The organism is Metallosphaera tengchongensis (assembly GCF_013343295.1).
In the GTDB taxonomy this organism is placed as follows: Archaea; Thermoproteota; Thermoprotei_A; order Sulfolobales; family Sulfolobaceae; genus Metallosphaera; species Metallosphaera tengchongensis.
Genome location: NZ_CP049074.1, coordinates 272,682 through 290,447, shown reverse-complemented (window position 1 = coordinate 290,447; position 17,766 = coordinate 272,682). Strand labels below are relative to the sequence as shown.

The following is a 17,766-nucleotide window of genomic DNA, read 5'->3' as shown; positions in this document are numbered from 1 at the left end:
AGAAAATCTTTATATATAGTTAAAGGTTGTATTAACATGATGCCGGAATTTAGGTTTCTCGTGGAGCGAGGTCCTCAGCATCGCATCTTAGCTGGGGAGGAGGCTCTATTGGAGTCCGTTGCTGAAGGTTCATCTCCTCTTCTGAGATTTGTTATTTTTGAACCCACGGCCGTGCTTTTGGGGTATCATCAACTGGCTGAACAAGAGATAAACTTGGAAAGGGTAAAGGAGAAGGGCTGGGACGTTGGACGAAGACCCACAGGTGGTGGGACAATTATAATGGGCCCATGGCAACTGGGGTGGGAAATTTACGCCGAGTCCTCCTTGCTAGGGGGATCAGTGGAGTCCGCAATAAGGAGTTCAGCGGAAGGAGTTATAGACGCTCTTTCTAGGCTTGGTATAAAGTCGAACTTTAGACCCAAGAACGATGTTGAGATTAACGGAAAGAAGATCTCTGGTATAGGTGCGTTCTCAGTCGGGAAGTACATGTCAGTTACTGGAACAATTTTAGTAGATTTCAATGTGGACGACATGGTGGAAACCCTGAAACTGAGCACGGAGAAAATGAAGGACAAAGTATCTAAGGATTTCAGGGAAAGGATAACCTGGCTTAACAGGGAGCTCCAACAACCTGTCAGTATGGAGGAAGTCATTGAGGTTTCCAAAAAGGGATTCCAGGAGTCCCTGAAGGTAAATCTGAAGGAAGGGGCATACAGTGAGAGAGAGCTAAATTACATAAAGGAACTAGAGCTTAAATACAGTTCCAGGGAGTGGATATTCGGTCTTAGGAAGCCCCTAGAGGGAGATAACGTGAGAGAGGGGGAAATTAAGCTACCCGGTGGGCTTTTTAGAGTGCAAGTTAAGATGGCAGGAAAGGGGCTCATAGAGTCTGTGCTGATAACTGGAGACTTCTTTGTGGAACCAAGGAGGAGCATCTATGACCTCGAGGCTAGGCTAAAATGGAGTAGAGTAGAGGATCTCAGAAGGGAGGTAACGGACTGGTTTAATAGCGTTAAGATTGTGGGAGTTGACAAGGAAAACTTCATACAATTTATGGAGGGGTTAGTCAAATGAAACCTATTTACTTCTACGCCCCATCCCTTAAAAAGTACGAAACAGATTTCATTAGCTCCGATGAGGGTTGGAAAGCGGTATCGGTCACCGGGACTTCTTGTGCCTTCAATTGTAAACATTGTGAGACGAGGGTTTTGGAGGGGATGGAGGACGGGTCCACGAAGGAAAAATTTGAAAGGATCCTAGAAAGAGCTAGTAAATCAGGTCAGAAAGGGATCATCCTCTCCGGTGGATCTACGCCTAGAGGAGAGGTCCCTGTTTGGAAGTACACTGAGGTATTAAAGAGATATCAGAATCTAACTGTGATAGCCCACACTGGGGTTGTAAAGAGTAGGGAAATAGCTAAGAGGTTTAAGGATAGTGGTGTAAAAATAGGTCTGCTGGATATGGTCGGTGATGAAGAGACCATTAGGGAGGTTCTAGGTCAACCGTTTACCGTTGAGGATTACCTTAACTCCTTTAGGTTCCTTAAACAAGAGGGTATAAAGGTAGCACCCCATGTGATTGTTGGTTTAAGTAAGAGGGGCGTTGAGGGGGATATTCACGCTTTGAACCTCTTAAGGGAGGTAAGTCCAGATGCTGTAATAATAGTTGGTCTAATGCCTCTGGTCGGTACAGCATATAAGTCCTGGAAAGAGCCCTCCCCGGAGGAACTTGGTAAAGTCTTGATGACAGCCAGGGAGCTCTTCTCCGTGCCTGTCATGTTGGGATGCGCTAGACCAAGAGGTAGATCTTACCTAGCTGTGGAGAAGCTTGCGGTGGATCAGGGTGTGGATGGGATGGCTTTCCCCTCCCAGGAAACCATAGAGTATGCTAAGGGGAGGAGAGACGTGGTGTTAAGCCACGCCTGTTGCGGTAACGTAATCCATGACTTTCTGTTACGGGTGTCCGTATGACTATAAGACTAAATGATCCAAAACCACTAAGTAGCCCTGACTGGGTCAGGCTCAGTTTCGGGGCTGATATGGTACTAGGTTTTTCTCCTGGAAAATTTCTCAAGGGAGCATTAAATACTACGATTAACCTTCTCCAATACTATCCTGATGGGTGCAAGGCAAACTGTATATACTGTGGTCAAGCCAGGGAGGTAAGTCAAGGACCCGAATGTAAGACTCTGATAAGAGTAGAATGGCCATTGAGGCCTCTAGATACGGTTCTGGAAAGAATAAAGGAGAGGCAGGGAGATCCTGACTATGGGCTACAGAGGATATGCGTAGGTCAGTTAGCTCATCCCAGGGCATCACCGGACGCTATAGAAATAACAAGGAGAATAAGGGAGAAGGGAATCGAGCTTCAGATATCTGAGCTAGTTACTGCAACTTATACCAAAAAGGACGATATGAGAAAGATGAAGGAGGCTGGGGCTAATATGATAGATGTGGCCATAGACGCAGCCAGTAAGGAGGTCTTTGACTCAGTGAGGGGAAAACCAGTCAGAAGTATGCACAGATGGGATAGGTATGTAGAGGCTATTGATGAGGCCGTAGAAGTGTTCGGAAAGAAAAATGCTGGAATTCATCTAATAATAGGTCTCGGAGAGACCGAACAGGAGGCAGTCAATCTAATGTTGTACGCCCACTCCAGAGGGGCGAAGATCAGTCTCTTCGCCTTTTACCCAGAGGAGACCACTCCCATGGAGAACAAAAAACCTGTTCCAGTGCACGTCTACAGAAGGATGCAGTTGTCTAGGTGGTTAATAGAGAACGATCTGGTGAGGGCGGAGGACTTTGTCTTCAATGAGAGTGGGGAACTCTTGGATATCAACTTGCAGAGAGACTTGACGGTAAATGAACTCTCTGGAGCTTTCCTGACCAGCGGTTGCCCCGGTTGCAATAGGCCTTACTCGAACGAGAGACCGGGAGATAGGCTTAGGAATATTCCGTGGTATCCGTCAGAAAAACAAACCGTAAGTGCCCTGAAGGCATCTAGACTACCTCTGGCCAAGAGGTTCCTGAAGTAGGATGAACTTCGAGCCAGGTACGTTAGTAAGTTTTTTCACTAGTGGCTTCTCATCTCATGTTAAAGCAAAGGCTATAGACGTAGGTTATCCTAGCTCTGAGGAATTTGTATCCTTTTTGTCTGGTGAGATTTTATCTGTGGAGAAGTTCAACGTTGGGAGACCAAACGTCTTTGCGACTGTAAACTACGATTATAAAGTTATTCTGAAGAGCAAGAATAGGTACATCAAAATACTTCACGTTGAGCCTTACCTGTCTCCCGGTGAGCAAGTAAAGAGGGGAGACGTGCTAGGAAGGTTAATTTCCTCTCCTTACACTGGTGGTGATTTCAAGCATGCCCACGTGGAGGGTCTGCCCTTATCCTTTCCTAAGGTCACTCGGTACCAGGAAAGTGGAGCAGGTGTGGTTGTGAATAGGACAGAGTCATTCTTTGACGTAAAGCTTACTAGATATACAGAAGCTGGGGATATCAGAGGTTTAGGGTGTTGTGGAGGAATATTAAATGCCAGTTTACCCTACGCGGGATACGGTGGACTGATAGGGGTAGAGGTTAAAGGAAATATAAATTTACTTGGTAAAAGATACTTCACTAAGGTAAAGAAGAGCGTTACCCTCATTGAAAGCAGAAGAGGTCTTCTCAAGAACTGGGATTACGGACCTGCGTTCAAAGTTATGAGGAACGAACCGATTGACGGACCCCCTCTCCTGGAAAGCGTTCTATCATTTAAGGGAGAGCCTATGGTAAGGCTGTTTATGAAAACTGATGCGAAGGAGGGAGACGAAATTGATGTATGGTCAACCATTGGGAATTATCTGGCACGAAAGGTTTAGGGAGATCTCGTTCTCGCATCCGATGATAAGGGACATTTCCAAAAAGAGGATTTCTGAGTTTCGTGAAAGGGTATCATCTTTGACTAACGTAATGTTTATCACACCTAGACCGGCCCCCATTGATGCCCTTTATGAAGTTCATGATAAGGGATTGATAGAGAGAATTATGGAGGCAAGCAAATTGCCTTACATAGGGTTTCTTGATTCTGGAGATACGGTGCATTACCCTGGTATGTTTGAAGATGTCCTACTTGTGGCAGGCTCTGCGCTGACAGCCATTGAGATGTCTAACTATCTAAAAACCATTTACGTCCCATTAGGGGGTTTTCACCACGCTACTAAATACAATTCCATGGGGTTTTGCCCCATAAATGACGTGAACTTAACAATCAATAGGCTTATGAATTTAAAGCAAAAGGTTGCTGTCCTGGACGTAGATGCTCACCATCCCAACGGCGTAGAAGAAATGTTCTACGAAAAACCCGTTTTAAAAATTAGCATATTTGCCTATGACGGTTCCTTCTTCCCAGGGACAGGCGACCCTAGAAGAAGGGGAGATAAGGAAGGAAAGGGTCTCAATTACAACGTTGCTCTTCCTCTTGGAGCTGCAGATGACTCGTTTGAGGAGGCATTGAGGATGTTAAGGTTGCTGGAAGAGTATGACCCTTCATACCTCGTTGTGATAGCAGGGGTTGACGGACATAAGGATGACGGATTAAAATCGCTAAACCTCACTTCCAATTCCTATAACTTATTAGGATATAAAATAAGCAAGCTGTTCGGTAGAAGAGAGACAAGGATAATTTCCTTTGGCGGAGGCGGTTACGGACAGGGATCTGCCCTATCGATGTACTCTTTTGTTTTAGGTTTACAAGGTTTTTTAAAAAAGGAAGAAGTTCCTACTCAAGATTTCGAAAAAAGACATGAAGTTAAGAAATTAGTGGACTCATTCCTTGAAGGCTTTTCCAGTAGCCTTTAGTAGAGATGTCATTAAACCTAGAGCGTACTTAGAATCTGGATCCCTGGTAATCCCGGTTAAGCCTGTTAGTCCAACTGGTTTCACGTTCGGTACGTCGTTTGCCCATATCTTCATGGCCTTTGCAAATTTCTCCATTACAGTAACCATAGTGTCCATTAACTGAGGATCTGCCATAACATCTAGCAATTTGTACATTCTGTCCATGGCTCCTGTTCTCTGTAGTTCCGCCAGCTTCATTAGCATATTTATCATGGAGTCCATGTCAAGCTGGGATATTGCCTTTACCGTTTTCTCGTCGGTCATCTTTTTGAGCAGTGGCATTAGGCCCTCCATGGTCCCAAGTAGTGACTCTATATCGAGCTGTTGCATCAGCTTTATTGCCCTCTCGCTTGTCAACTTCTCCATCATGGGCATCATAGAGTTCATGGCGTTCAGCAATGAATCAACGTTCATCTTCTGGATCAAGTTTAACGTCTCTTCGCTTGTCAACTTCTCCATTAACGGCCATATGGCCTGAACTTTCCCTATCTGATCCATTCCAAACGCAATCAGCGTATTCACTAGGTCCGCCTTCTGAACAGCGTCTAGTAATTCCATTCCTTGTTTCATAAGGTTCATGAGGTTGTCCAACTGTCCGCTCTTCTGCATCTCACTCATCATTGTGGCTAGCTTTCCTAGGGTTGGGGTAAGGGTCTCCGTGGCCGAAAGAAGAGCATCGATGTCAAGACTCTGGATAACCTTTAGGGTCTTCTCGCTTGTAAGCTTGCTCATCACTGGGGTAAGGGCGGACATGTACTCTAGGAGAGAGTCCAGATCCACGCTTTCCAACACTTTTAACGCCTTTTCGCTTGTCATTTTGTTAAGAATTGGGGTGAGCTTTTCAAGGGCTGACAGCGTCGAATCTATGTCCAACTGCTCAATGATCTTAATAACTCTGTCACTTGTCAACTTCTCCATTAACGGCCATATGGCCTGAACTTTCCCTATCTGATCCATTCCAAACGAGACTAACGTATTCATCAAGTCAGCCTTCTGTATGGCATCTGCTATTGTCACTACCTGGTCCAACATATCAAGCATAAAGTCCAACTCTCCCTTCCTATCCATCTCGCTAAGCTTATTGGTCACCTTTTCTATTGTAGGCAATATATCAATGAACCTCGTAATTTTCTGTAAATTTTCTTCTTTTAGTAATATTTCAAACGGATCTTGTTGAGACATAGTATTCCACTACTCCTTATATATCATAAGTTAAATAATTTTAATGAATATGTTTGCCGTTATCTCTCCAAGCTCATTTCCTAAACTAGGGAAGATTCTTGAGAAGTTTACTGAATATAGGTTGATAATCACCTCCTATGGTGTATCTTACGCCCTTCAGAACCATATCGACATAGATTACGCGTTAGACCGTGGGGTCTGGGTAAGGGCCTACTCCCACAAGGCTGGTACTTTCTCAGGCTTACCTATTCATGAAGCCGAAGCTATAATGGTTGCATCCGACTTGCAAGCGATACTCATAGCTTCGGACGAGAAAGTGAAGAAAGAGGCTGAAAGATTAGGGGTTAAAGTTGTTACTCCTGATTAGAAGATTTCATTAGCATCTTCAGAACTATGTTGGGAGGAAAGCCACCAGGGATCTCGGTTTTCTCGTTAAGGACTATCTTAGGAACGTTCATTACGTGAAACTGTTTGGCTAAGCTATCATACATCTCGGAGTCTATGACCTCTAAAGTTACGTTCTGGTTTACCAGTGCTACCTGATAGAGAAGTTCAGCAGCAATGGGACACTTCGTACAGTCCTGGGTGACAAAAAGCTTGATGTTTCCCCTGATTTTCTTAGCCATCTCCAACTCCTGTTGATCCAACTGAACTACACCAGTGGACGCCCTAACCAAGGCATTGAGAAATGGCCATAACTCGTTTACTGCAGGTATTCCGTAATAAGAAAAATACTTTCTCCCTGCTGCGTACACGTGAAGTTCAGGATTATTGCAATTGTTGTCCTCCTCTATTTGAATTGAAGCCCCTTGAAGTTGAGACAGAAACTCCGTTGCCTTGCAATGCCTAACTTTGACATCCTTGATCATCTTTATGTACTGTTTGATTATGTAGTCGTAACTCACATGAAATACCTCAAGCTTTCAATACCCTCCATTGCTTTTATTAACTTTTGTTCTAACTCTTCCCTAGAACGGAAGTTCACAATTACTTCCAGTGTAGTATCTCTTAGCTTATACGATACTTTCTCCCCAATTCCTTGAATCAACCTGGAAGCCCTTGCGTAAAGGGTTCCCATTGTCACAAGGTCGTCCAGCTTTTCCTTGCCAGTTGGAAGGGGTATAGGAATGCGTATCTCATTACCCTCGATGTAAAACGAGTAGTCGTCCATGTAAACTGTCTCGATCTGTCCCTCCTTTTTATAAAGGAAATTTTTCCTCTCCAGGTATTCCTTTAGACTCATTGCTTATCTTTAAATACATCCACATCCAGGTTAAATAACGCTTTAGCTGCGTTACTAATCCCTTCTGAGGTTGAAGGGTGGACAAGGGGTAGAAGCGCTAGATCCTCGGCCTTCATCTTTGCCTTAATTGCGATAGATAAAAGATTTATCATTTCCTCCGCATATTGGGATACGACTTCACCGAAGCATACCCTGTTATCCTCGTCAAAGCCAACCTTAACGTATCCTTCCTTCATACCGTGAATTATGGCTCTAGTAGAAGCTCTAAGAGGAAAGGAAGAGCTCTTAACGGCTCTCTGTTCGGAACCGACAGATCCTATTTGAGGGTCGGTGTATATAACTTGAGGAACAGCGGAGTAGTCTGCCTTAACGCTTTTTCCCAGTATGGATAATGCAGCTACGTACCCTTCCATCATTGCGGAATGTGCCACTTTTCTGCTCTTGTCAACAACATCTCCTATGGCCCACACCTTTGGGTTGGTTGTTCTCATAGTATCGTCAACTTTTATACCGTTACAGTTAAACTCAATACCTAGATTACTAAGACCGAGAGGGAAATTAGGTCTTCTTCCAGTGGCGTACACTATGACTTCTCCCCTAAATTCGCCACATGTAGTTTTTAGGAGCCCCCGGTCTTGATACACAGGCTCACATTTCTCCTTTACAATTATTCCGTCCCAGTCTAAGGACTCTCTTACCAGCTCTCTTGCATCTTGACTAAAGTTTTCCAACATTTTACCTCTAGTTATTAGTACTACAGACGAGCCTAGCCTCGCGTAGAATTGAGCTATTTCTACGCCAGCAAATCCTCCGCCTACAACTACCATCTCTTTAGGTACAAAGTTTAAATTAACGGCCTGATCTTCTGTTATCCCGTTTTCGACACCGCTGATCCTAGGTAGAGAGGGAGAAGAACCGGAGGCTATGATAAGGTTATCGTACTCGAGCTCCCTTCCGTCAACCTCCACCTTATCCTTACTTAACTTAGCCTCTCCAAAATAGGTTTCTCCCCCTGCATTTTCTATAAGCTTCTTCCCTGCTTCGGATAGATAATCTATTATATTATTTCTCACGGAAAATATATCTCCCTGTTCCACGTTTAGGGAGAGTCCCTTATAGTTTCCTATCTCCCTTAATCTAGCAAGGGAAAAAGAGACGTCATATAAAAAAATGCTTGGAACGCAACCAGACCTTACGCAAACACCGCCGTACCTATCCTTTTCAATTACCAGGACCTTCCTTCCGTTCCTGGAAAGGACAGATCCAGCTACGTAGCCAGCAGATCCACCGCCTATTACTATAGCGTCATATTTCATGAGTATCAGAAGAACAGCGTTCTGTCAGCATCTAAAGTTAAGTCTATTAACGTTGATCCACCTACTAGCTCTACACCGTCAACAACGTCGCTCTCGTTCATGTGGCACATGTCCTTAAGGCTTTGCACACATACGTACATTTTTACGTTGTTGTCCTTAGCCATATCGAAGAAATGTATGAAGGGGTTTCCTCCTTTCTTTCTTTCATCTTCTTGCCATTTTTTGGACAATAGTAATGGTCCTTTTATCATGTAGAAAACTGACGTTTCGTACTCCATTGATGCTGAGATAGACGCCATGAAGAGTGGAGCGTAAGTTCTATCTATATCTTCAGGACCGTGAGTAACTACTATCAAGATTTTCTTCTTCTGTTCCTCTTGTTCTGATTGAGTTTGAGCCAAACTCTATCCCTCATGTTAATTTAATTTAGCTTACTTATATTTTTTATCAAACATAGTTATCGTGGATACCCATCTATTGTTTTACGATAGTTCCTCTTCCCCTTCAGAGACGTGAGGGATACCATGACCTCTGGAAGTATAGGTTCATAAATAATTCGTAGTTTTAATTTCTTCATTTAAAATTATAAAAGAAAAAGGAAACCTCGTCTTTTAAGGTGGGGCAATGTTTTCAACTTCTTTTTCCCTACCTTTTCTTATGGTACTCCCTTCCGGTCAACTTCTCTATGAGGAGCGGGAGCCGATCTATCCAGCAATACCGGAGGAGAGTATCAGGATCGTAACTGTCAGATTGCTCCCTAATGGAGCACAACAGAAAAACTTAGGAAGTTAGCAGACGCTTCAGCGGGGTTATACAACGAGGTAAACTGCGAGAGGAGGCAACAGTTCTTCCAACAGAAGGGAGTAGATCTAAAAGGTACTTGGGATAAGTATTACGAGAAGTACAAGGAGGTATTGGATTCTGTTAATGCACATGCTGTATTGTAGAAGAACAATGAAGCGTGGCATTCCTTTTTCTCATTACTGAAGAATAAAGATAGACCGCAATTTGTTCGTCATACCCCACCACCGGGATATTGGAAAGAGGACGGGAAGAGGGAGTTAATCCTAGTAGTTAGGCAAGACCGCTACGAGGTTGATGAGGAGAGACACATGTTCATCCTCAAGGACTGGAAGATGGAAATACCCTTCACCGGTAGGTTAAGGTGGTCTGGTACTTAAGGTAGGCTAGAGATACACATAGACGACAAGTCCTACGCTTACATTTCTGTCGACGTAGGTAGGGTTACAGCAAAGAAGAGCAAAAGACCAATAAAGGAACCCCTCATCGTCCACGGTGAGAGGGACAAGATACAGATAGCGTCACCTAAAGCCGAGAAGGTAGCTTCAATTGACTTAGGCATCAACATGTTAGCAACTGTTACCGTAGACGACGGTACCGTTCTGTTCTACCGTGGTTCAACCGTAAAGGCGGACTACTTCTACTTTCAGAAAAAGGTCGCAGAACTAGACAGACTAAAGAGCGAGGCTGTGAAGATACAAGAGTTTGAGGCAAGGGAGTCAGTGTTAAGGGAAAGGGAGCTACTCTTTAAGAAACTTTACCGCAGGCTCCTTTACTACTATAGAACCTTGTCCTCTAATCTCGCTAAGACGTTATAACAATTATGAGTTTCAACTGTTTACTTAAGTTACCCCTACTTCATCTCTCAAGATAAGGGTGACAAGTTAAGTGTGAACATATGGTCATATCGTAAGTTAATTGACGCCGTCGTGTCCAGGCTTTACGAGTATGGTATAAAGGCATTTCTGGTTGTCGAGTACAACACCTCTACTCTGTGCTTTTCACGACGTTGAAGTTGTCAGAAGACCTAGGGGAGTCGTCAGCGGTCCTTTAGGCGACAAGCTTCACAGTGACGTTAATGGTGCTTTAAACATAATGAAACTGGAGGTAAAGAGAACCGTAAACGTATGGAAAAACCTCCTTCCTTTCTCGTAACGTCAAATGGAGTAACTCCCTTAAAGGGGGGTAACGCCCCAGACCTCGGCAGAACCCTTGCCATGGCGCGGAGGAAGTCAGATACTTAAAAATAGGATGACTTTTCCCTTGTGAGTAGACCAGATGAGATATGCATCAACTGTCCACTTCGTCATCCATGGATATACGCCAAGAGCTCTTACGATAAATCTGTTTTATTTAAATACCATTAAGTGGAACATATTAAACTTGGTTTTTACAAAATATAAACAACACCACAAAGCTTAAATATTTTTGATATAAAAGATATTTTGGTGAAAGATTGGCAGGAAAAAAGTTATCCATAATTGTGTTCTCGGGAACAATAGATAAGCTAATGCCTGTAGGAATTTTAGCTTCAGGCGCTGCGGCATCGGGTTACGAGGTTAACCTCTTCTTTACGTTCTGGGGGCTGAACGCTATAAGCAAGCAAGGTATGCAGGCTCCTCCACAGATAGACAAGAATTACGAGCAGATGGGTCCGATGATGATAAAAAAGATGATGGATATGAAATTCCCCATGTGGCACCAAATGGTGAAGGAAGCTAAAGAGGTGGGAGAAGTGAAGGTCTACGCTTGCTCCACTACCATGGAGTTCTTCGGTCTCAAGAAAGAGAACTTAGCGGACTTCGTGGACGATGTCGTGGGCGTCGCCACTTTCTTGGACAGGGCTGAGGGTGGAACAACCCTATTCATTTAAGGTGACCAATATGTCACAAGAGGCCAAAATAACCAAGACCCTTGACGTAAAGGGTATGTATTGCCCGGGACCTGTGATGGAGACGGCGAAGGCTATAAAGCAAATTAACGTTGGAGAAGTTCTGGAAGTGTTGGCTACTGACCCCGCTGCCAAGCCTGATATTGAAGCTTGGGCTAGAAGGACTGGGCATCAAATTTTAGATATTCAGCAACAGGGCGGCGTAACTAGAATTCTAGTGAAGAGAGCGAAGTAACTTATTTTATTTTAGATTTTTTTTAACAAAACTTATAAGTCTCCTTTTATCATTATACTTGTGGAATAGTATGGCACAAGCTAAGAGTATACTCCAATTACCGGACGACCCAAGGTTTCTAGACATGGCGTTCGACGTTCAAGGTGCAATGCCAGAGGAGGAAAGGAACCTTCTCTCCACTTTATCACCGTCGGACAGGGAGTTAGCTCTGAAGTTCTGGCAGGCTGTGAAGTCCGACTTCAGATATGACGAATACCTAAGAGGATGCTTGAACTGTGGCGTATGCACATCCGGATGCCCTGCAGCTAAGTTCTACGATTTCGGTCCAAGGGAAATGATACAGTACATGATGAGGGATGAGGTTGACAAGATATGGGAATTCACCAACAAGAAAGTGTGGGCATGTGTTCAGTGTTACACCTGCTCCATGAGGTGTCCATTCAACAACGAGATTGCTGGCCTAATAATGTTACTCAGGGAGTACTCGGTTCAGTTTGCCCTACCGTCAGCTAAGGAGATCCTAGCGCCCTACAGGAGGGTTCTATACACTGTCCTAACGATGGGCAATCAGGTTACCCCTGATATGATACAACCAGATTCATTCCCAGACTGGGGACCTCAGGCGGTGGAGGAGTCTAAGAACATGGACGTATATAGAAAGGCCATTCCAGTGGACTTGATGCAGAGGACAGATATTGGATGGCACCCATCCCTTCAGACCGCTGTCGAGATGATGACAATAATGATAGAATCTGGTGTCATGGAATCGCTTAAGGGAGTGGACAAGGATCTTTACGATATGATAATGGACATATATGAGGACAGAAAATCCCAGTTGGAGGAAATCAGGGAGAAGTGGGAGAAGGGAGAGCTAGACGAGAACGAGCTACCGGATAGCTGGTTGGATCTGTAATTTTATAAACTCTTTTTATTATCGTCTTTTTCTTTAAAGTTGTTAAAGTTTTGGGAAAAATTTCATTGTTACATAAAATGTTTAATAAGTAAAGTATTTAACCCTCCTCAATATTATAATGTTAGAAGGTGTTTGGTTTGAGTACACAAGAAGTGGATAAGAAGATGGAACAGGAATTGAAGGAAGCTTTCCCCATGGCAGACAACATGGACTGGAACGAGGTTTACCAGAGGATTATCTACAGGTACAGCACCCCGCACGGTCTACAACACGTGAAAGAGGAGTTATACAAGTTAGAGGACAAAGGAGAGATAATAATTCATCACATTAAGCCATACAACAATCCAATAAAGATGCAGACCTTAAACGGAACTCCTAAGGTTATTCCCACAACTAAGTTATGGCAGCACAAGAGCTGTGGCCAGTGTGGACACATTCCAGGTTATCCAACTTCAGTGTTCTGGATGATGAATAAAATGGAAATAGACTATATGGACGAGCCACACCAGACCTCTTGTACAGGGTGGAACTATCATGCCTCTGGTGCGTCTAACCCAGTTGCCTTAGCTGGGGTATACGTCAGGAACATGTGGAGGGCATACGAGATAGATTACTTCCCCTTAATTCACTGCGGAACCTCTTTCGGTCATTACAAGGAAATAAGGAACATGCTAGTTCTGCACAAAGAGATAAGGGATAAGTTAAGACCCATCATGAGGAAAATGGATATGGACATAGTGATACCTGAGGAAGTCGTTCACTATTCTGAGTGGTTGTACACCATGAGTAAGAAGGCAGCCCAACAGAAGAAGTATAACTTAAACGGGATAAGGGCCGCAGTACACACGCCTTGCCACGTTTATAAGTTGGTTCCTGAGGACACGATTTATGATCCTGAGGTCTTCGAAGGGAGAAGACCTGCTGCTCCTAGCGGGACAGCGCAGAACTTCGGCGCTAAGCTAGTGGACTACTCCACCTGGTGGGACTGCTGCGGCTTCGGTTTCAGGCACATCTTAACTGAGAGGGAGTTCTCTAGGAGCTTTGCGTTGTTCAAAAAGGTGATACCAGCAGTTGAGGAAGGAAAGGCTGACATATTCGTGACCTCTGATACAGGGTGTGTCACTACATTGGACAAGAGCCAATGGGCAGGTAAAGCCCACGGCTTCAACTATAACCTACCAGTGCTAGCAGATGCTCAGTTCGCAGCAATAGCTATGGGCGCAGATCCCTACACCATAGCTCAAGTTCACTGGCACGCAACGGATGTTGAAGGCTTCATGAGGAAGATAGGAGTGAATGTAGACGACTATAAGGAGAAGTTCATACAGTACTTGGCAGACTTGAGGGAAGGAAAGGCTGAACCAGAGTACCTGTACAAGCCTCACAGGAAAATAGACTTCTACCTATCTGTGCCAGAAAGGGTTAAGTGGTATAAGCAAGAGAAGGGACAAACGACAAATACTTCTAAGTAAACCTTTTTAATTATTTTTATTAAAAATGATATGAGAGTGGGAGATTGGCAGGAGAAAAAGTCCTTGTAATAGGATCAGGCCCAGCAGGCCTTTCAGCTACAAAGGAATTAAGGAACATGGGTATTGACGTAGTTTTAGTGGAGAGAGAGTCCTATCTTGGTGGTACCCCAAAGAAACTAAAGTACAGCTTGCTCTTCCCTGAGCTGAGGCCAGCCTCCGAAGTTCTAGACCCCCTGATAAAGGGAGTGGAGTCTGGAGGCGTTAAGACCTACATGGAGAGCATAGTCGAGGGAATTAAGGATGAGGGAAAAGGGTTTACCGTCTCCATTAAAGATAAGTCCGGTAAAATAACTAATGAGAAAGTTAACGCAATAATTGCTGCGTCAGGTTTCGAACACTTTGACTCAAGGAGAAAATACGAGTACGGTTACGGTATTATTCCAAATATTTACCAGATCTCTGACATAGAGAGGATGCTCTCTGAGAACAAGCTGGTTACCACTAAGGGCGTTCCTCCCAAGAGAGTTGCGATTCTCTTATGTGTAGGATCTAGAGACGCAACAGTTGGGAACACCTACTGTTCAAGGGTATGCTGTGCAGTTTCGACCAAACAGGCAATGGAAATAAAGGAAAGGGTCCCAGATGCGGTAGTCCACATATATTACATGGACATAAGGACTTATGGTCTAATGGAGGACAAGCTTTACTGGAAGTCTCAGCTTGAGTACAGAGTAGGATATATCAGGGGCAGAATCTCCGAGTTTATGAGAGGTCCCAATGACACAGTGATTATAAAGGGTGAGGACACCATGAACCTGAATAGGGCTCTAGTGGTCCCATACGATATGGTCATATTGGCCAACGGAATGGAGCTAGGCTTGGGATCAAAACAAGTGGCTAAAGCCTTAGGGCTTGAGTTTGAGGAACATGGCTTCGTTAAGCCAATAGACCCGGATAGGTTACCTGTACAGTCAACCAAGAAGGGAATATTCCTTGCAGGCGCAATAACAGGTCCCAAGACCATATCTGACTCCATTACCGAGGGATACGCTGCTGCGATGAAGGCTTACGAATATGTAACCAAGGGCATATGGGACGAGTCGGACTTCGCTAAGAAGCGGGTCGAGGTGGCCCATCATTAGTACAGTTTTTTTGAACGTTGATTTCGTGAGGGAAATATATAACGCCATGTTAAATGTAGATGTGAATAACACCGCGTCTGGAGACGCGAGGAAATCCCTTAACTTAATCTTAGAAGCAATGAAGATGAAGACCGACTTCCTTAGGTCGGTCAACGTCACCTCGGAGGAGGAGATGAAGAAGGTATTTGACTCCATTTTCTACGCAAGGAGACATTTCGAAGAGGTTTTGAAGAAGGCTGGGGTCTCCAAGTTCTCCTCGGCATTGGGTTACTTGAAGGATGAAGAAATGAGTTACAATGAGAGGCTAAGTAAGTTCTTAGCAACTATAGGTTACAACGACGAGGACATAGAGGACATGGCCAAGGAAATAATGCATTATCTCTACCCTGAAAAGTTTCCGTTATGGACTAGATGGATATGGAACAACAAGAAGAACACAGGCTCTATTAATTATGTCCTTAAGGAGGGCTTGAATCTAAAGAGCGAGACTGAGTTCCTCTCCTCCGTAGATGAACTTAAGAGGGTACTTGAAATATTTGGGCTTTCCTCAGGAAATTATTATCCAACTTCCGTTTTTTTAGTTTACGCATACGTGAGGTATTTAGACTATACCACCCATTTGGCGGTCGACAAGAAGGCCGCTGGGTTGATCCCTACACACCTCACCACAACGGCCCTAGTAATGGGCCTAAAACCATATATTAAGGTGATAAAATTTGCCCATACCTAATTTGGAAAAACCCATAATAAAAGGTTTAATTCAGAAAGATAAAGTAATAGTAGATGGAGTAGAACTGGATGGAACCTGGAACGCATTCATGATAGAGAGAACGCAGACAGGGTACGATCAGAGCGTTTGGGACGAGATAGCCAATACAGTGGAAGGAGCTACCATAAGCCTATGCTGGCAGTGCGGTACATGTACTTCAGGTTGTACTATGAGGGAGTACGATCCAAACTACAGCCCAAGGAGGTTTATCGATTTAGCAAGAAAGGGAGATAAGCAGTCCCTAGTGGAACTTCAGGACAGCATATGGAGATGTGTATCTTGCCAAAAGTGCACTCACAGATGCCCTAAGGGAGTGCTAGTAGAGGAGGTGGTCCATAGCATCCACAACTACCTGCTGAAGCATGGTCTAGTTAAAACGGACCCTGGAACAGTGTTTGATGAACTGTTCTTAGAGACAGTTATGAAGAATGGTGGAAGAATAAGTGAGCTTCTTCTCGGTGGAGCTTCAGCTAAAGCTGGCTTTGTCACTATGAGCATAAGGGATCTAATTACTATGATGGGACCGCTAATGAAGTCAGGTCTAATCAAGGATCTAATGAAGCCCAGTAGGGTAAAGGAATGGGATAGGATTAAACCAGTCCTTGAGGAGGCAATGAAGGAAGAGGTGGTTCCACAATGACAGAGATAGCCAATCCTTACGGAAAAGTAGCCCTATACCCGGGTTGTGCCTTGGACGGGTTGGGTAAGTCCTACGATGTCTCTCTTCAGCTAGTGGCGAAGGATCTAGGTATAAATTACGAGAAGATAGAGGATTACAACTGCTGTGGTGCGCTAGAGGTAAAGAACGTAAATACCATGGCCGGGTTACTGTTACCAGCTAGAAACCTGTCCTTAGCCAGGCAGATGGGCGCAAACGCTGTAATGTCAGCATGTCCAGGTTGTCACTATTCGCTTTCCAGAACTCAGTACTTCATGACTAGATACCCTAAGCTCAGGGAAAAGGTAAACTCCTATCTGGAGAAAATGGGAGAGAAACAGTACGACATGCAGTTGCTAATGATCCATGCAGTGGAGTTCGTGTACAATACGGTAGGACCAGAAGGAGTAAAGGCTAGGGTTAAGAGGCCGTTAACTGGGCTCAAGGTAGCTCCGTACTATGGATGCCTTTACTCTAGGCCTAAGGCATATACCCTTACTGGGTATATGAAGATGAAAGATGACCCAGAGAGACCGGTGTTCATGGACGAATTGCTGAAGGCTTTAGGGGCCGAAGTAGTGCCATTTGAAAGCAAGACTATGTGCTGCGGCGGTCCACATGTATACTCCGACGTCAACACATCTCTTCACCTGGAGGCTAGGATCTTAAAGGACGCCAAGAGAAACGGTGCAGAGTTACTAATTACCGACTGTCCACTTGGCCACGTCGCTATAGAGACCAACATGAATAAGATCGCTGAAAAGTACGGGCAGGATCTAAGGATGCCTCTGGTTTACTTCAGTCAACTTCTGGCATTTGCCTTCGGTCACAGCCCAGACGAGGCTCTACTGACAGCTAACATGACCAATCCCATGTCAGTTTTGAAAAGATACCTCTAATTTTTTACCTCTTTAACCTTTCTTTTATCATGGTATCTCCTTCAGATCATATGGCCAACGAGAGGACTTTTTTAGCGTGGATAAGGACAGGCGTAGCCTTAATAGGGTTCGGTTTCGTCATAGCTAAGTTCTCCATATTTCTGGAAGTTCTGAAAGGTGTAAAAAGCGGAGGTCACTCCCTGGAGTTCGGGGAGGTTATGATAGCCCTTGGTGGTTTGGTTATAGGTTACGGTCTCGCGGTGTACCTGCTGACAGAAAGGGATTTGAGAGATGGGACGTATAGACCTAGGTACTTTATGAATTCGGTCTTCGCTGTGGTTGTTTTGGTCATAGCTTTGAGTCTGGCCTTTCTCGTCATATGAAA

The 17,766-nt window shown here is 44.3% G+C and carries 23 protein-coding genes; 18 read left to right on the top strand and 5 right to left on the bottom strand.

Going from position 1 to position 17,766, the window contains the following annotated elements:
* Positions 1-39 precede the first annotated feature (39 nt).
* The 5 genes from GWK48_RS01405 to GWK48_RS01385 are packed head-to-tail and all read left to right on the top strand — an operon-like array spanning position 40 to position 4,842.
* Positions 40-1,074 carry a lipoate--protein ligase family protein gene (locus GWK48_RS01405; RefSeq protein ID WP_174632411.1) on the top strand — a complete coding sequence of 345 codons (1,035 nt, stop codon included), beginning with the start codon at positions 40-42 and terminating at the stop codon, positions 1,072-1,074.
* The gene (locus GWK48_RS01400) at positions 1,071-1,970 is read left to right on the top strand and encodes a radical SAM protein (RefSeq protein WP_174628916.1); all 900 of its coding nucleotides are present in this window, start codon (positions 1,071-1,073) and stop codon (positions 1,968-1,970) included. The genes GWK48_RS01405 and GWK48_RS01400 overlap by 4 nt, the downstream gene beginning before the upstream one ends.
* Positions 1,967-3,034: a radical SAM protein gene (locus GWK48_RS01395; protein ID WP_174628914.1), complete on the top strand. Its 1,068-nt coding sequence runs from the start codon at positions 1,967-1,969 to the stop codon at positions 3,032-3,034. Before GWK48_RS01400 ends, GWK48_RS01395 begins: the two co-directional genes overlap by 4 nt.
* 1 nt (position 3,035) lies before the next feature.
* On the top strand, positions 3,036-3,863 hold the full coding sequence (locus GWK48_RS01390) for a DUF8155 domain-containing protein (protein WP_174628912.1): 828 nt from the start codon (positions 3,036-3,038) through the stop codon (positions 3,861-3,863).
* On the top strand, positions 3,820-4,842 hold the full coding sequence (locus GWK48_RS01385; protein WP_174628910.1) for a histone deacetylase family protein: 1,023 nt from the start codon (positions 3,820-3,822) through the stop codon (positions 4,840-4,842). Before GWK48_RS01390 ends, GWK48_RS01385 begins: the two co-directional genes overlap by 44 nt.
* Here GWK48_RS01385 and GWK48_RS01380 read toward each other — a convergent pair.
* Positions 4,810-6,063 (bottom strand): helical membrane plugin domain-containing protein, encoded by a 1,254-nt coding sequence (locus GWK48_RS01380; RefSeq protein WP_174628908.1) that lies wholly within the window; start codon positions 6,061-6,063, stop codon positions 4,810-4,812. The two genes, GWK48_RS01385 and GWK48_RS01380, sit on opposite strands and share 33 nt — an antisense overlap.
* A gap of 49 nt (positions 6,064-6,112) precedes the next feature.
* Here GWK48_RS01380 and GWK48_RS01375 point away from each other — a divergent pair, with 49 nt between their 5' ends.
* Positions 6,113-6,430: a PIN domain-containing protein gene (locus GWK48_RS01375; RefSeq protein ID WP_174632409.1), complete on the top strand. Its 318-nt coding sequence runs from the start codon at positions 6,113-6,115 to the stop codon at positions 6,428-6,430.
* Here GWK48_RS01375 and GWK48_RS01370 read toward each other — a convergent pair.
* Genes GWK48_RS01370 through GWK48_RS01355 form a run of 4 tightly spaced genes read right to left on the bottom strand, consistent with a single transcriptional unit; the run spans position 6,417 to position 9,023 of the window.
* Entirely contained in the window at positions 6,417-6,968 is a 552-nt protein-coding gene (locus tag GWK48_RS01370; RefSeq protein WP_174628906.1) for a thioredoxin family protein, read from the bottom strand. The two genes, GWK48_RS01375 and GWK48_RS01370, sit on opposite strands and share 14 nt — an antisense overlap.
* Positions 6,965-7,306, bottom strand: coding sequence for a hypothetical protein (locus GWK48_RS01365; RefSeq protein ID WP_174628905.1), 342 nt, complete (start codon positions 7,304-7,306; stop codon positions 6,965-6,967). Before GWK48_RS01365 ends, GWK48_RS01370 begins: the two co-directional genes overlap by 4 nt.
* Positions 7,303-8,622: a dihydrolipoyl dehydrogenase family protein gene (locus GWK48_RS01360; RefSeq protein ID WP_174628903.1), complete on the bottom strand. Its 1,320-nt coding sequence runs from the start codon at positions 8,620-8,622 to the stop codon at positions 7,303-7,305. The genes GWK48_RS01365 and GWK48_RS01360 overlap by 4 nt, the downstream gene beginning before the upstream one ends.
* A gap of 5 nt (positions 8,623-8,627) precedes the next feature.
* A complete protein-coding gene (locus GWK48_RS01355; RefSeq protein ID WP_174628901.1) occupies positions 8,628-9,023 on the bottom strand; it encodes a DsrE family protein in 396 nt (131 codons plus the stop codon).
* A 256-nt stretch (positions 9,024-9,279) separates the two neighbouring features.
* On the opposite strand from GWK48_RS01355, the gene GWK48_RS11645 reads away from it, so the two are divergent.
* From GWK48_RS11645 to GWK48_RS01305, 12 genes are all read left to right on the top strand, one after another.
* Complete coding sequence (locus tag GWK48_RS11645; protein ID WP_281359992.1) at positions 9,280-9,414, top strand: hypothetical protein; 135 nt, start codon at positions 9,280-9,282, stop codon at positions 9,412-9,414.
* A gap of 575 nt (positions 9,415-9,989) precedes the next feature.
* Positions 9,990-10,241 (top strand): transposase, encoded by a 252-nt coding sequence (locus GWK48_RS11415; protein WP_246263866.1) that lies wholly within the window; start codon positions 9,990-9,992, stop codon positions 10,239-10,241.
* Positions 10,242-10,392: 151 nt separating this feature from the next.
* Complete coding sequence (locus tag GWK48_RS11410; RefSeq protein WP_246263865.1) at positions 10,393-10,578, top strand: transposase; 186 nt, start codon at positions 10,393-10,395, stop codon at positions 10,576-10,578.
* A 301-nt stretch (positions 10,579-10,879) separates the two neighbouring features.
* The gene (locus GWK48_RS01345; RefSeq protein WP_174628900.1) at positions 10,880-11,296 is read left to right on the top strand and encodes a DsrE/DsrF/DrsH-like family protein; all 417 of its coding nucleotides are present in this window, start codon (positions 10,880-10,882) and stop codon (positions 11,294-11,296) included.
* Between the two features lie 10 nt (positions 11,297-11,306).
* A complete protein-coding gene (locus GWK48_RS01340; RefSeq protein ID WP_174628898.1) occupies positions 11,307-11,549 on the top strand; it encodes a sulfurtransferase TusA family protein in 243 nt (80 codons plus the stop codon).
* Between the two features lie 70 nt (positions 11,550-11,619).
* Entirely contained in the window at positions 11,620-12,462 is an 843-nt protein-coding gene (locus GWK48_RS01335) for a 4Fe-4S dicluster domain-containing protein (protein WP_174628896.1), read from the top strand.
* 164 nt (positions 12,463-12,626) lie between these two features.
* A complete protein-coding gene (locus GWK48_RS01330; RefSeq protein ID WP_425487506.1) occupies positions 12,627-13,934 on the top strand; it encodes a heterodisulfide reductase-related iron-sulfur binding cluster in 1,308 nt (435 codons plus the stop codon).
* Positions 13,935-13,978: 44 nt separating this feature from the next.
* Positions 13,979-15,076 carry a CoB--CoM heterodisulfide reductase iron-sulfur subunit A family protein gene (locus GWK48_RS01325; protein ID WP_174628893.1) on the top strand — a complete coding sequence of 366 codons (1,098 nt, stop codon included), beginning with the start codon at positions 13,979-13,981 and terminating at the stop codon, positions 15,074-15,076.
* A 46-nt stretch (positions 15,077-15,122) separates the two neighbouring features.
* Complete coding sequence (locus tag GWK48_RS01320) at positions 15,123-15,806, top strand: hypothetical protein (RefSeq protein WP_174628891.1); 684 nt, start codon at positions 15,123-15,125, stop codon at positions 15,804-15,806.
* The gene (locus tag GWK48_RS01315) at positions 15,793-16,485 is read left to right on the top strand and encodes a 4Fe-4S dicluster domain-containing protein (RefSeq protein ID WP_174628890.1); all 693 of its coding nucleotides are present in this window, start codon (positions 15,793-15,795) and stop codon (positions 16,483-16,485) included. The genes GWK48_RS01320 and GWK48_RS01315 overlap by 14 nt, the downstream gene beginning before the upstream one ends.
* Positions 16,482-17,402 carry a CoB--CoM heterodisulfide reductase iron-sulfur subunit B family protein gene (locus GWK48_RS01310; RefSeq protein WP_174628888.1) on the top strand — a complete coding sequence of 307 codons (921 nt, stop codon included), beginning with the start codon at positions 16,482-16,484 and terminating at the stop codon, positions 17,400-17,402. The genes GWK48_RS01315 and GWK48_RS01310 overlap by 4 nt, the downstream gene beginning before the upstream one ends.
* A gap of 29 nt (positions 17,403-17,431) precedes the next feature.
* Complete coding sequence (locus tag GWK48_RS01305) at positions 17,432-17,764, top strand: YidH family protein (protein ID WP_246263864.1); 333 nt, start codon at positions 17,432-17,434, stop codon at positions 17,762-17,764.
* Positions 17,765-17,766: the final 2 nt, after the last annotated feature.

Excerpts from the sequence above, each read along its gene's own strand:
- GWK48_RS01405 (WP_174632411.1), top strand. The coding sequence starts at position 40 with ATGCCGGAATTTAGGTTTCTCGTGGAGCGAGGTCCTCAGCATCGCATC.
- GWK48_RS01400 (WP_174628916.1), top strand. The coding sequence starts at position 1,071 with ATGAAACCTATTTACTTCTACGCCCCATCCCTTAAAAAGTACGAAACA.
- GWK48_RS01395 (WP_174628914.1), top strand. The coding sequence starts at position 1,967 with ATGACTATAAGACTAAATGATCCAAAACCACTAAGTAGCCCTGACTGG.
- GWK48_RS01390 (WP_174628912.1), top strand. The coding sequence starts at position 3,036 with ATGAACTTCGAGCCAGGTACGTTAGTAAGTTTTTTCACTAGTGGCTTC.
- GWK48_RS01385 (WP_174628910.1), top strand. The coding sequence starts at position 3,820 with ATGTATGGTCAACCATTGGGAATTATCTGGCACGAAAGGTTTAGGGAG.
- GWK48_RS01380 (WP_174628908.1), bottom strand. The coding sequence starts at position 6,063 with ATGTCTCAACAAGATCCGTTTGAAATATTACTAAAAGAAGAAAATTTA.
- GWK48_RS01375 (WP_174632409.1), top strand. The coding sequence starts at position 6,113 with ATGTTTGCCGTTATCTCTCCAAGCTCATTTCCTAAACTAGGGAAGATT.
- GWK48_RS01365 (WP_174628905.1), bottom strand. The coding sequence starts at position 7,306 with ATGAGTCTAAAGGAATACCTGGAGAGGAAAAATTTCCTTTATAAAAAG.
- GWK48_RS01360 (WP_174628903.1), bottom strand. The coding sequence starts at position 8,622 with ATGAAATATGACGCTATAGTAATAGGCGGTGGATCTGCTGGCTACGTA.
- GWK48_RS11645 (WP_281359992.1), top strand. The coding sequence starts at position 9,280 with ATGGTACTCCCTTCCGGTCAACTTCTCTATGAGGAGCGGGAGCCGATC.
- GWK48_RS11415 (WP_246263866.1), top strand. The coding sequence starts at position 9,990 with ATGTTAGCAACTGTTACCGTAGACGACGGTACCGTTCTGTTCTACCGT.
- GWK48_RS01340 (WP_174628898.1), top strand. The coding sequence starts at position 11,307 with ATGTCACAAGAGGCCAAAATAACCAAGACCCTTGACGTAAAGGGTATG.
- GWK48_RS01335 (WP_174628896.1), top strand. The coding sequence starts at position 11,620 with ATGGCACAAGCTAAGAGTATACTCCAATTACCGGACGACCCAAGGTTT.
- GWK48_RS01330 (WP_425487506.1), top strand. The coding sequence starts at position 12,627 with ATGGAACAGGAATTGAAGGAAGCTTTCCCCATGGCAGACAACATGGAC.
- GWK48_RS01320 (WP_174628891.1), top strand. The coding sequence starts at position 15,123 with ATGTTAAATGTAGATGTGAATAACACCGCGTCTGGAGACGCGAGGAAA.
- GWK48_RS01310 (WP_174628888.1), top strand. The coding sequence starts at position 16,482 with ATGACAGAGATAGCCAATCCTTACGGAAAAGTAGCCCTATACCCGGGT.
- GWK48_RS01305 (WP_246263864.1), top strand. The coding sequence starts at position 17,432 with ATGGTATCTCCTTCAGATCATATGGCCAACGAGAGGACTTTTTTAGCG.